This window comes from Legionella gratiana (genome assembly GCF_001467695.1).
In the GTDB taxonomy this organism is placed as follows: Bacteria; Pseudomonadota; Gammaproteobacteria; order Legionellales; family Legionellaceae; genus Legionella; species Legionella gratiana.
The window spans coordinates 301,238-315,041 of record NZ_LNYE01000020.1; the positions used below are offsets into that span (position 1 = coordinate 301,238).

Consider the following 13,804-nt stretch of genomic DNA (forward strand, 5'->3'; position numbering starts at 1 on the left):
ATCTTTATTTTTCATTATAATACGATCACATTTAATGAAAAAGAAACAGATTTTTTCTTTTTTGCCATACGCTTGCGGAGCAAAGCAGAAATATTGCTGCATATTTCTTTAATACTACAGGAGTTTTGCTGTGACTCAATCTTCAAAAAACAGATACATTCAATCGTTACTGGAAAACTTGATTACTTCATATGAAACTGAGATTAATTATTCCCCTATAGAAGTTGAACTTGATCAAACGCAAATCTCTGCAAAGGACATTGATGTTTTATTAGGTTTCGTGAGTGAGCCACGCAAACGTCTCTTTATTTTTAAAATCCCCGGACAGGAACAAGCCTCAAATCAGCTTGCCCTGATTGCTCGCCGAACAGTATTAAATAAAACAGCAGAAACAATACTCCAAAATATCTCTAGCGAGCCTAAAATTTATCCTTTAAAAAAGGCTTTAGCTACAAACTCCCAATCTGTTCGAGCTCGTATTCAAATTCAAAAAAGCTTTGTGCTACCTAAAGCCCCTAGCATTCAACAGGATACTCGAAATGAACATGTAGAACACATAGCAACAGAAGCCCCTATTTTAATTCCTATTGAATTACCTGAATTTCCAAGACTTACTCAACAGCTTAAAGCCCTAGGCATTAACTACTTACAAGAATCTGCTGTATTAAAGATTAAAGAATTTTCTTATGCATTTCTGGATGGAATTATTCCCAACAATCTACCCAAAGGATTTTATATTAACAAAGACAAACAAGCACTTTGTTATACTGATACACCTAGAAAGCTTCCGTCTCCATTAGCTCCTATCCTCAAAAAACAAGATCCACTTATTTTACTCTCTACAGAACTAGTAGCCAGTATAGTACCTAATATTCCGCAGAACACTCTGGCTTTACTAATGGAAACTCATTACTCAACAGCGCAAAAAAATGCTTTAATCAGTTTATTCCCTCAATATGAAGATGAAGTCAAAACGTTACTTCAAATCAATAAACCCAATGCTCAAGCGCTTATTTCGCAAAAACAAATTCAGTCTCTCGTGCCATTTTTATGCAAACAAGTGATACTTGGTGGCGAAGCACATACACTTTTATTAGTGAGACTGCTCAATACATGCTTAAACAAAAAAATTAGTCTTGATTTTCTTAAAAATCCAGGAGTACAAAATTCACTTTTGACTACCAGAGGGATTAAAAATCTTCAAAAATTAGTTCGTCTCCCTGCGGAACAGAAGGAATGGTGGAATGTTTTAGCCACCGCTCACCTAAACTATGATAAAAATAGTTTTGACTTTAATACTTTTTTTGAGGCATATACTCAAGTCTTTCTACCCAGAATTGCAGAAAAAAATCTGACTCTACCTAATCCATGCCCTATTGAATATAATGGTCATCTTCTCATCACATTAAACCGCATATTAGATGTTATCGAGCATGCAGAAAACCCTCAGGAACAATGCCTTTCTTTAACTCAGCTTAACTGGGGTCCAACAGGCGTTCACCATGCAATGACGCAAAAATCTGCTTCGGAACAATTCAAGCAAGTAGCTTCTTGCATGAAAATTGAAAATTCTGAAGATACCATTACTGATCCAGCGCTCATGTACCAACAAATCGAAAATGAACATTGTGAGCTTACTCCTTGGTTATTTCGATATATGGGACAACATTGGCATAAAGAACTCAGACTGTCCGATATCCAAGACCAACTGCATGAAATTGAAAAACTCCATTCTTGGACACCGATACAAAGAAAACAATTAATTTTTATCTTGACCTGCACTTTTGCAGACAAAACAACCGTTAGTGTCGAACAATGGAAAAAAAACTTACTCGGTTGTATTCACTCACTGCAACAATTGCATAAAAATCACCGCAGTGATTTGCTGCAGGCCTTTTCACGCTGCTTTACATTTAAACCCACTCCGTCTTTAGCACAAATAGATTTCTTATTGAAACAGTGCATGGACATTAAAAAGGTATTACCTAATAAAAATTTTAAAAATGATCTGCTTAATCCACTTATCTCTTGCTTGGAGAATGAAGGGTTTGATGTATTTAACACACTGCAAGAACGTATTCAAAAAACTACTCCATCACTAGATGACAATCTGTACTCGCCTTCAGTCATAAACTCGTTCACTACAATAATACAGGAGAATCGCCACAGTCTATCCTTTGATCTCATCAAGTTATTAACAAAACTTAATGAACCCATTTTAACCCAGTTAAATATTGATAATTTATTATTAGCCCTGCAACGATTACATACTCAAAAAGGTGATGAGTTCAGCAAAATCGTTGTGAGTACTTTAAGTCAAATCAATCTCTCTAAATCACAATCGTTGCCCAAAATTGAGCAAATTCAAACGCTCATTGAAACACTTACAAACGCCTCAGACTCTATTCCAACAGAACATAAAACGGTTGAAAAACAAGAGGCTTGGTTAAAAGAATACATCATTGAAAAAAATCTTTTACCGGGTTGCGTGATAGGCAATGGTGATATTTCTAAGCTTGATGATCTGATTGTCGATGCATTAGTTGACGCTATAAAAAAACGAAGCGCTGCGTTTAAAATCGATACCCTCAAAGCTGTGTTACAAAAAAATCTACAAAGTTTTATTGTACCGCAACAATTAAGAGAACAACTGAATCAAGAGTTAATACCACTTTTTGATGCAGTAAATGATCTGGTTACTTTATTACAAAGCCCCAACCCCAAGTTTCCAGATGTCATCGACAAATTACGTTTTTTTGAAGAGAAGAAACCTATATTACTGAATGGTATGTATGGAGTAGGTATTCTTGGAAAAACGAAAGGAGCATATATTTTAAGTTTCTTGCTTACCGGAAAAAGAAATGCGAACGACAATACAACAGGTTCAGCATTTGCAACTATTTTAAGTCAGCTGCATGGGTTGTTTATTTCTGAAATGAATGCCTTTTTTGGTAACCCTCAAAATAAACTTCTCGTTAAAGATTTAGACATCAATACAAGTCTTTCTTGGATGGCTGCATTTAATGACACACACTCTTTAACTTTCTTTTTCAAAGAAGAACTCATTCAGAAGAAAGTATTGCCCGCATTAAAGAAAACTCTGCAACAACTCAATACCCAAGATCCTGATTTTGAAAGAAGTATTCTTAATGAAGCTGCCCTACTTGTTGAAAACGCACCCTCTGATCAATCCTTACAAGATTATAAAAACAAAATTGAATCCATCGCCAAGTACCTCAATTTACTCATTGATATTCATGAACGGTTACCTGAACAATTTAATAAAATTTATAAACAACTAAATTCAGGCGCTTTAACTCGTTTAAATTATACTCAAAAACAAATTCTTATTAATGAGTTGATTCAAGACAACACCGCACATTTAGATCTCTATTTAAAATTGACAACACAAGCCTTGGAAGAAAATCCTGATGCAGATAGTGCTGCCATTGAGCGAGGAGTTAATGGTTTAGTTGAACTTTTCGAATTAACTGATCTTGATCCTGAAGCTCAAGTAATGTTCTTCAAAATGAGCATGGCCCATAATTTAAAAAGCACTAGCCCTTTTCCCTTAGCTGCATTAAATGAATTAAAAAAATCAAATCTTCCCGAAAACATTAAGTCATTAATTATAAAAAAAATAATTCATATTTTAACCGATCTTTCAGGAACAGCCTCCCCCGAGCTTGTACAAAACCTAGTACAGCAAACTCAATTATTCTTAACTCATAATCAAGATCAAGCAGAACTTTGTATTGCTTTATTAAACCGTTTTTCACCAGAAAATCCCGATCAGGATCTCAATGCTTATCCACTTATTCTTCAACAATTAGCTCAAATCAATCAGGAAAATAGAGCAAAAATTGCAACTATTTTAACTGGCCTAGCACAAAACAGAAAAGACTATACAGTCAACTTATTTGCTCTATTAGAAGTGACTAAGGGTTTAGGACGACGTTCCTCAGCAGATATCGATCAAGTTTTAAAATTATTTACCACTCCCCCCTATCCTAATACTCAAAGCTTAAACTCCGCATTACTCGCCCATGACTCAGAAAAACTTCGGGCTTATTGCTTAAGCTTTGATACGAATCCCTTTGCTAAAACAGGGGAACAAAGAGATTTAAGCAAGCAATTTGCAACAGATAGAGTAAAGGAGGCCTTAATAAGTTTACAAGATTTACTTTGTGAAACGGATTTGCCTCATTCATTGCAATTAAAACTTGCCAAGCAATTAACTTTTATCGAAACATTGGGTTATACCGATCCCTTAAATCCTTATGATTTTAAAACTCTAAAAAAATTAACTGCAAGTTCACGCCACGATTTAAAAGAACGAGCAAAAACATTACTTGACCAACTACGCTCAAAATCAATTGATCCAGAACAAATCGAAATCACCTATTTGGAACTTTTAGCTTATCTTAGAGAAATTTATTTTCGAACTACAGGATTATTCCCAAATACCACACAAATGCTAGTCCTTTTACTTGCGCTAAATGATCCATCGTCCAATTTACTAATGCGTATCAAAACTGGAGAAGGAAAAAGTATCAATACGCCAATGCTTTCTGTTTTGCAATGGACTCAAGGTGGAACCATTGATCAGTGTACCGCTAATCCACAACTTTTAATTCGCGATTTCGAAAATAATTGCGAACCATTCTTTAATTTTTTAGAAATTAAAACCGCACTTATCCAACGAGACAGCCCTCCAGAAGCGTATCAGCATGATGGAATCAACTGTTCTACTATTGAAGATATGGCTTTTTTTCGCTTATCAGCAAAAGAATCTAAAAAAGAAAAAGTACTTGAAACAAATGGACCAATTCATGTTGTTTTAGATGAATGTGATGATGCTCTTTTAGATCAAGTAACTCTTTATAAATTAGTCGCAGAAACTGAAAATCACGATAATAACCCTGCTGAGTGGATTTATCCACTTGCTTATCAATTCATTAACCTACCAGCATTTCGTAATATCGATCCCGAACAAGGCAAAGTTTGGGATGAAGAAGAAGATCTAGAGCAATTCCGTTTATTCCTAAATAAGGAAATCAATGAGCAATTCAAAGGCAGTGTTGAAAAACAAAATTATTTGATGGCATCAAGCAACACTCAATTGAAACAATGGATTCATGCCAGTTGTATTGCAGCAACACTTGTAGAAAACAAACATTTTATTATCCAACCGCTTAAAGAAAAAGATGAATCAGGACACGAAGCTACCAAAAAAATTATTTGTGTGCCATTAATACGTAGTACTCCTAAAACAGGATCTATTTTTACTGAAGCAGTACAACAAGCGTTACAAGCCCGTTTGAAAGCGGAACGCAAAGATCACGCTCAATATTTTGTTATTGATCCAGTTCCTGCCGTGCTGTCCAACCAATCAGCCCGAGGTTTAATCAAATTTTATCAACATACCAAAGGACGTTTGCTGGGAATTTCTGCAACACCAGGAGATAAGCGAGAATTAGAAAGTTTGGCCACCGCAATCGGTACGCAGGCAATTAGTGTTGCTCCCTATGCAGGCGATAAACGTATTAACCACGAGCCTGTTTTTACTTTAAATCGTGAAGAAACCATTCAAGCAATCCATAAAACTCTGAACAAGATTAAATGTCCTATTACTAAACCTACAATGGAAATCAATCCTGATGCTGAAATTCAAACTTATGCAGAACGTGAAGCATTAATTACACAAACTAAAAGCGCTATTGAAAAATGGAGTCATACCCAAACTCAACCCATTCTTGTCATTAGTGAGGATTTTGATGAAGCACAGGCACTTAGTTCGAGTTTAAAAACATATAAAGAACAAGGCTTTAAAATTCAAACTATTACTGGAAAGGAAAGTCCTAGTGAGTTGGACCGCATCATTAAGCAAGCTGGACAAGTCAATACCATTACTGTAGGTACGGCGATGCTTGCCAAAGGTATCGATATAAACACAGGAGATCACCCTAAAGGTTTATTCGTCGTTCAAACATATCCCGATACAGAAAGAATGACTACTCAAATTGCTGGGCGTGCTGCTCGAAATGGCAAGCCAGGTGAATGGCTTCCTATCTACCAAGTTAAACCACCTAAAGATTTATTAAGTCAATTTTTTTATTATGTTATACCCTGGAGACGCCAGCGCATTAATGAACGCACTGTTGAGCTATTAAAAAATAAAATCAAATCACAAGCCACTATTGATGGACTATACACTCAGGCGATTGATGAGGCTCAACAAATATTAATGCAACAAATTGAGGCCTGGGAAGGTTTACTCCTAGAACTGTACCCAAATGATCCCAAGATACAATTTGAATTCTATCAGTGGCGTGAAGCACTTTTAGGTGAACTGACCCGCTCTCAAGAAACAAGTATCACCGAGAGTACTCTTGCTGCAAGTATTAACCAATTTAAAAACGCCGCCTGTAAACTTTGGGAAATTGCTCGCGAAGAAAAGTGGACAGCTAAAGCAGAAAAAGCAACACACATCACGAACGAACAAAGTTTAAGGTTAAAATATTTAAAACAACTAGACTTCGCTCAAGAATTAAACGTACAAACACAATTACAGCAAAAATCAAAACCATTTACAGACGCTACCAAAGCACTCATGCAGCAAAATCTTGAAACCATCATTGCTGATAAAGCTGGAGCTGTGCTTGACTATACAAGGCCTGTTGGTCAGATGAAAACAGATTTGGAGCTTGCGCAAAGTAAACAAATTCTACCGCGACTAATTGGAGAATTCTGTACTGCTTGTCCAGAGGCCATAGAAAAATTTTTCCCAAATCATTCACAAAACTCCTCTTTTATACCTGAAATAATCACCCAAGTGATTAACAAAGTGATCGAGAAAAAAAATAAAATTTTGTATAACGAGGAAAAGGAAGAAATTACTGAAAGTATTATCCAATATTATCAAAAGAAATTGATGAAGGCAGACAGTAACAAAGTCAAAGAATTGTTGTCTCAAATGAAGCCACTAATGCTCCATCACTGCCAAGAATCAACACGGTTTTCAATAGTTGAACAATTTAAAATTCAAGGCCTAGTTCTTAATTTTTGCACTCTATATCAAAATTCGGGCTTACCTGCAGATACCCATTTAAAAAATCTACAAATCCATTATAACGAAGAAATAATGAAACAACTGGCTCAACGTCTTTGCGCCGAGCTTTCTTGGATAAAAGAAAAGCCTGAACCTTTTCACGCCTTGTTTGAACGTACTGTAGCCAAAGAAGCAGCCTTAGCTCTTTATAATCTGGCTGAGGATGTAATCACGTCATGTCAAGACCAAAATAAAATTCAGGCTCTCTATACTGGACTTAAAAAACACCAAGCTATTTTAAAAGATAAATATTTATTTTCGGTAGGTCACTCATCTCCGCGCACTATTATCAATGATGCCGTGCATGCAATAGATTCATTAACTCATCCCCTACATTGTGATCTTAATTTTCGACAAAACTGTCATGATAAAGTGGTTTCAGAATACCATATCACTGCATTTCGCCATTATTTGGCAAAAACTTCACCTTACTTCTTCAAAACTTATGATCCCATCTGGAATCATCTACAAGAGACGTTGCTCAACATAAGTCATCAAAGTCAGGATAATCCAAACCACATTATACAAGAACTCTACGAAGCCACAGAGCGCTTTAGTACTTACGAAGCATACAAACCTTATTTAGGTCAACTTAAGGCCTTGAAAAAAAAGCTACTTAACTCGATTAAGGAGTTCAATAAAACTGATGGACTGCATCAAAACACACTAGAAAATTTATTGACCCAAAAAACAACTCGATTAGCACACTTATTGAATGTAAATCCTGAGCAAATTCGTATTCAAAATGGCACTGATGGAATTCAGTCCTACATAGAAATACAAGTAGCAGATGCTCCACTAAAAGAAGGATTTACAGGATATCAATCCTCCTTTTTAACTCGAGTAGAAAATGAGCGAAATGAGCTAAAGAAACTAAAAACAGCACTTGAGGAGAATAAAGAAGCCCTGCTCAACTTATCTGATAAAAGTGCAATTGAAATCCTCCCTCTACCTAAACACGCAGAATTTGAGAAATTATTTAGATTAAAAGCCCTTTTAACTGAGGATTGGAATAGCATTAATATTGATCGCTCGGAACTTCCCGAATTCATTCAAAAAAGGCTCACACAGATTGATGAAATGAAATTATGGGATTGGACCAAAAATCCAGTCGATCTCAATCAACTAAAAACAATGTTACATAAAAATCCAGATGAGCTTTTTAATGAGCTCATTAAAGAGCAATCAAGGATAGATAAAAATATTGAAGATGCTCGAAGTAAAATACGAAATACTGAGGAACAAATCCGTATACAAGAAAAGGAAGTATTAGAAATAGGAACTAAAATTAAAGCAGCACAAGAGCGGAGACAACAGTCTAACTGTGGCTATATTGAAAGCGCTTCTTTAATGAGTCAAATCCTTTATCATCAAGGAAGAATCATTTACATCAATCAATTAATCGCACAATATAAGCGGCTCATACAGGAAACTCAAAAGGAAGAAATTGAATGTATCGACGAGTTACGAAGTCATAATCAATTACTTGATGATAAACGAATCGAGCTCATAGCCGAGCACTTGCAGCAAACAAAATATGAGCTTATATCCTCTCTACAAGAAACCTGTAAACAACAAATTATTGAGATACAAAAAGAGTTACAAATCACAGAGCCCGCTATTGAGGCATTAGAAAAAACAGAGCACCAAAAATCACGCTATCAAACGCAGCGCTTTTTCAAAACAAGCGAGCTCTTAAAATATGAAGCGAGTTTATCACATGAAGAAGAACTCATCCCTAAAAAAACATCGCTACAAAGCGTGCATTCGAGCCAGTCTAATCTAATCAATGAAGAAGAACATCAAGTAGCTACTTTAACTTGAGACCAGTTATCCTAGAAAAAGCAGTTGCGTCCTACTGCTTTTCTAGGATTATGATAACTCATTATTTGGCTGCAAATACCAAATGTTATTTGCAGTATCCCACTGCGTGGCTTAAACTGTTCATAAAGAAATGATGTTGCTATTTTCTCCTGTATAATCATCGCAACATCTACTAACTTTCGCTGCCTCTTCAAGATAAAATATATAGGGAATTTATTTTATGAAGGTATTATTAGCGTTGCTTCTATTTATAACGAACTCAAGTTCATTTGCAGAAAAACTCATTATTGGTACATCATCCTTTAATCCCCCCATGGAAATGCTAGCAACCAAAAACAAAGTATTTACAGGATTTGAAATAGATCTCCTTAATGAAATTTGTCGTCGAATTAATGCAACTTGTGTTTATGAGCCCATGACATTTGAAGCTATTATGAAAGCCGTAGCAGAAGGAACGGTTGATTTAGGCATAGACGGTTTTTTTATTACTGAAGAGCGACTTGCTTATTATCTATTTAGTCTACCTTATCTACAAACCCAAGCTCAATTACTCACAACGATTGATTCGAACATTAATAATACTAACATTAATACAGGCAAACGGATCGGTGTTGAAGCAGGTACCGTATTCAAATCTATTTTAGAGAAAAAATACGATAACATTGAAGTGGTTAGCTATGATAATCAGCAAAATATGTTAAGAGACTTAGCAGATCAAGAAGTTGATCTTATTATGCTTGATTTTATCGGCGCAACTTATTGGGTACATAACAACCCAGACAATTTTAAGTTAGTTGACAAGGCAATACCTTTTGGTATGGGTTATGGCATTCTAGCAAATCGCAATCAAGGCGAACTTATCTCTAGAATCAATAATGCATTACATGCTATGGAACAAGATGGTACTTATACAAACATTTACTCGCGTTATTTTTAGAACAAATAGGATACGTTGACAAAAACTAAATAGCCATGGTAGAAATAAATTCAGTTTAATGAATCAGTTCGAGAAATGTTAAAATTTTATACGTTTATTAGTTTAAGTTTAATTGCTGGGATAAGTTTTGCTAAACCATGCATCCATCATAGAAGCTGTTTGACACTGGAAAATAAACATTCACAATTTGCTTCGATTACATGTAATTGGCTAAATGCAGTTACTGCAGATGGAAATTCGCAAGGATCCACCCAATTGGATTTAGGTTATGGTGATGGCCTGGGAGCTCCTGAGCCGAGAGGGCTTTATTGCTCATTAATAACCGCACAAACGCAACACGATTTTAATTTTTATAATCCTTACTGGGGCTCACGCATTGAATTCAATCTCATCTCAGAAAAACAACTTGATGTGCGTGTTATTGATGGGTGGAGCTCTAGAGACACAAAATATAAATTTAAATGGTAAAATTTAGGTATATTATTTTTTATAATACAAGTGGGTCTTGACGGTAAAATTGGACTAGTAACTCATAGACTTCTGCATAATAATGTCGGATAACATCGGGCTTTTCAAAGAATAACTCACTAAATACAGCAAAAAACTCGGCTGGAGATGTGGACGCATAATGATTAATTGGGATGTCGTCATTGTGTTGGATGCGATTTGCAAAATCATTATACGCATTATTAAATTCAGCAGCCCACCGCTGAGCGGACATACCTTTATGTAGTGGAGGAAATCCATTTGCTCTGCCATTTTGCATATCTAATTTGTGTGCGAATTCATGGATCACTACATTACGCCCATCAGTTCCACCATGATGCAGCACATCATTCCAGGAAAGAATGACTGGGCCACGTTGCCATGATTCACCACTTAAATGAGCATTTCCTAGATGTTCGATACCGTATTCATCAACCACTCTATCTTGCCGCGAATAAGATTCAGGGTATATTATGATGGATACCCAATCATCATACCAATCTAATCCAAGATTCAAAATAGGGAGACAGGCTTGCAAAGCGATGCTTAATCGCATTGTTGTAGTAACCTGAAAATCATTACTCCCTTCCAATGATTTGTAATGAAGAAATAAAATGGCTAATTGCTTAAGCTTTATTTTTTCTTGTTCATTCAGGCGCTGAAGCAAAGACAAACGTTGAAATGCATGACGCCACTCAGCATCAGAAATAGGAGAATGTTGAACAATCCGTTTTTGCCACCACTCTTTCAGCCATTGGAACATGACTCTAGCCTTTTATGTTACACGATCCTATTTTTCAATTGAATCAAATAATCAACCGCATTAAATGCTGATGTATACGCTGAAAGACAAGGATCAGGACTATTCACTTTAGCAGATAGATCATCCAAATTGCTGCCAGAAATAATTCCATTTCCTACAATGACATCATTTAACGCAAATTGGGTAAAGCAAGTATTGATATGAGACATAATGTAATTATAGTGATCTCTATTTGAATTCAAAAGCAGCCCTAATGCAATGTAGCCATCGAAGGGATTTTTTTTCTGAAAAGTATTAATAACAAAAGGAATCTCATAAGTACCTGCTTGAAATGATTCAATTTGATATTCATAACCAGAGTTTTTAATAACCTCTACGCAGTACGAAAGTTGCTGCGTAGATAACTCCTTATGGATGCACGATGAAATAATTAAAATTTTCGCCATAACTTAACGTTTATTCTTAGTAAGTTGCAGGAGATAACTCATTGCTTGAAAAGCTTCTCTAACTCTTTCGCCATTCTCAACGCGTTCACTCAATAATTCCATACTCGGAGCAGAAATAATACCATTGCCAATCATTAAACCATTCATGGCAAATTGAATAAAACACTCTTTTACATGCTCCCAAATAAACTCATAATGATCCGTTTTTCCTTTGAGTAATAAGCTTAAGGGAATGTAACCATCAAATGGATTATGGCTATGATAATAGTTTATAACGGCTGGAATTTCATAGGTTCCAGCATTTACTGTTTCAACTTGATATTCATATGCAGATGATTTTAACAAATTCAAGCAACTTGCTAATTGTTTTTCAGCGAGCTCTTCGTAATAATTTGACCAGACAATAAGAATTTTAGCGTTAGACATAGTTTAATTCACAACATAATGAGGCTCTAAATGAAACAAAATGGTACTTGAAAACAGAGTCTAATTCAATTCTAGGTTCAATAACCTAAACAAAATGTATCGTAAAAAGCGTTAAATTCTCAATAGTGCAGACTGAGCTTCTTCGAGTTTTTTAATTTTTTTTATAGAATCTGTATCACAATGAAAGAACAAATGCTCTCCATGAGTCCAAGCATAATTAATTCCTAGAGCGGCAACATATAAAATCCCTAAACCAAGAATAGCAGCACTCACATTAAGTAAGACATCTCCCCAACCACGATGATTTTGTAGTTCTTTAGAGGCTTTTTTTATAGCTTGTTTACAATTGGAACGAAACAACTCATATTTTTTTGCATTTTTGTTATTGAAGTAAGTTCTTGCTTCATTTTTTAAGGTGTCATAAAGTTCTTCAGCCGCCTCTGCAGCTTTTTGATAGGCTTTGGGATTAGTTTTAGCCTTTTCATTTAATTCAAGTGCTTTTAGCTGAACTGTTGCCAACTCATCATAAAATTTCGTAACCGCATCTTGACTTGCCTGTATAAATGCAATGAAACAATCTTCCTTTTCCTTCCTATCAATTATGTCTTTCTCAACTAATATAGTTAAAAACACGTCGAAATCTTGAATACTAATGTTTCTAGTAAATTTCATATGGAAATGAGTAATTTCCCTGTCCAATGCATCATCATGATAATATTCATGATCGGGATACTCGCGATGAACCGGTTGTACTGGTGATAACCTTTTAACAAAAGGATCTTCAGGATCAAATGGATTATATATCCGTAAAGGCCAAATGGGTTTTAGTATAGAGTTATTGGTAGGATCATAATAATTTGATCGCATCATTTGTTGGTACAAAGAATACCAGGGTACTGTTTTTGGTACATATAGAGTCACTGTATTATGAGCTACACTAATATGAACATTCTTACATAAACGTGTAAACGCTGGCACAACCCCTCCATACATTTAAATTAAACGTGAGTTAAGGATAAACCATTACACCCGCTCGCGCTAAGGAGGCGTTTACGCCGCCTTAGTATAACCTCCTGTTAAGGCTTCGAGACATGCTAGCGCATCTCCTCAGACCAAACGAAACCAGGAGGCACGGGATCAAATAAAATCCTTATCCCGAACTCTCGTTAAATTATTATACTTTTTAGAAAGAGATTCTTTGTTGCAGTTCTGCTGCCAATACCCCATCATTCATGCATTTACTAATCTCTGAGCCGACTGTAGCCAGAGTACGCGTTCCCAAAGAAACTAAGGAACAAGGAATACTAAGAATCGCTAATAAAAAACTTGCTGTAGATAAAACAAGTGCATACGCTGTAACATATAAAGAAAGAGCAGCAACTTCTAGAGCATTTTCACTGAGTTCTGAGGCACCAAAAGCAGCAGTACCGAGTGCAAAAAGCAGACTTCCCACGCAAATAGCCGGCGCAATGGCGACAGCAAGTGCACCCATGGTACCTAAGGTAGTCAATCCAAGTGGATAAATCATTGGTGCAAGTATGCCACCAGCAAATTCTTTGGCATTTTGATACGGCTTAAAAAAACTCGGCCTTTTTTTATAAGTTTCAACATACCGTCTTAACTCACCAGAAAAACAGATGTCTTCAGGAAGATCATTGCTACTATCTAATACATAGGATAGATCATCTAAGGTTGCTAATCCCAGCATAATTCCCTCATTATGAGTAATTAATGCTCATAATATCCGGTAAATAACCTGAAGTCAATTATTTTAGTCAAAGGTAACTAATAAAAAATTTTTATTTTTCAAT

Annotated in this window: 8 protein-coding genes; 3 read left to right on the forward strand and 5 right to left on the reverse strand. The window is 35.7% G+C overall.

All coding sequences use genetic code 11. From position 1 onward, the window contains the following. Positions 1–130: 130 nt before the first annotated feature. From Lgra_RS06170 to Lgra_RS06180, 3 genes are all read left to right on the forward strand, one after another. Positions 131–8,935, forward strand: a complete 8,805-nt coding sequence (locus Lgra_RS06170) for a preprotein translocase subunit SecA (RefSeq protein ID WP_058498385.1) — start codon at positions 131–133, stop codon at positions 8,933–8,935. 220 nt (positions 8,936–9,155) lie between these two features. Beyond that, positions 9,156–9,872: a transporter substrate-binding domain-containing protein gene (locus Lgra_RS06175; RefSeq protein ID WP_058498386.1), complete on the forward strand. Its 717-nt coding sequence runs from the start codon at positions 9,156–9,158 to the stop codon at positions 9,870–9,872. Between the two features lie 75 nt (positions 9,873–9,947). Next, positions 9,948–10,340 (forward strand): hypothetical protein, encoded by a 393-nt coding sequence (locus tag Lgra_RS06180; RefSeq protein WP_058498387.1) that lies wholly within the window; start codon positions 9,948–9,950, stop codon positions 10,338–10,340. A gap of 19 nt (positions 10,341–10,359) precedes the next feature. Here the strand turns inward: Lgra_RS06180 and Lgra_RS06185 are convergent, their stop codons facing one another. The 5 genes from Lgra_RS06185 to Lgra_RS06205 form a co-directional block, all read right to left on the reverse strand. Further along, on the reverse strand, positions 10,360–11,121 hold the full coding sequence (locus tag Lgra_RS06185; protein ID WP_058498388.1) for a M90 family metallopeptidase: 762 nt from the start codon (positions 11,119–11,121) through the stop codon (positions 10,360–10,362). Positions 11,122–11,138: 17 nt separating this feature from the next. Next, on the reverse strand, positions 11,139–11,567 hold the full coding sequence (locus Lgra_RS06190) for a 6,7-dimethyl-8-ribityllumazine synthase (protein ID WP_058498389.1): 429 nt from the start codon (positions 11,565–11,567) through the stop codon (positions 11,139–11,141). Positions 11,568–11,570: 3 nt separating this feature from the next. Then, complete coding sequence (locus Lgra_RS06195; RefSeq protein WP_058498390.1) at positions 11,571–11,993, reverse strand: 6,7-dimethyl-8-ribityllumazine synthase; 423 nt, start codon at positions 11,991–11,993, stop codon at positions 11,571–11,573. Positions 11,994–12,104: 111 nt separating this feature from the next. Continuing rightward, on the reverse strand, positions 12,105–12,971 hold the full coding sequence (locus Lgra_RS06200) for a hypothetical protein (protein ID WP_238584375.1): 867 nt from the start codon (positions 12,969–12,971) through the stop codon (positions 12,105–12,107). Between the two features lie 205 nt (positions 12,972–13,176). Next, complete coding sequence (locus tag Lgra_RS06205) at positions 13,177–13,701, reverse strand: hypothetical protein (protein WP_058498392.1); 525 nt, start codon at positions 13,699–13,701, stop codon at positions 13,177–13,179. Positions 13,702–13,804: the final 103 nt, after the last annotated feature.

Bases quoted from the DNA above. Each gene is read 5' to 3' on its own strand.
- Lgra_RS06175 (WP_058498386.1), top strand. From the start codon at position 9,156: ATGAAGGTATTATTAGCGTTGCTTCTATTTATAACGAACTCAAGTTCA.
- Lgra_RS06195 (WP_058498390.1), bottom strand. From the start codon at position 11,993: ATGTCTAACGCTAAAATTCTTATTGTCTGGTCAAATTATTACGAAGAG.
- Lgra_RS06190 (WP_058498389.1), bottom strand. From the start codon at position 11,567: ATGGCGAAAATTTTAATTATTTCATCGTGCATCCATAAGGAGTTATCT.
- Lgra_RS06180 (WP_058498387.1), top strand. From the start codon at position 9,948: ATGTTAAAATTTTATACGTTTATTAGTTTAAGTTTAATTGCTGGGATA.
- Lgra_RS06205 (WP_058498392.1), bottom strand. From the start codon at position 13,701: ATGCTGGGATTAGCAACCTTAGATGATCTATCCTATGTATTAGATAGT.
- Lgra_RS06185 (WP_058498388.1), bottom strand. From the start codon at position 11,121: ATGTTCCAATGGCTGAAAGAGTGGTGGCAAAAACGGATTGTTCAACAT.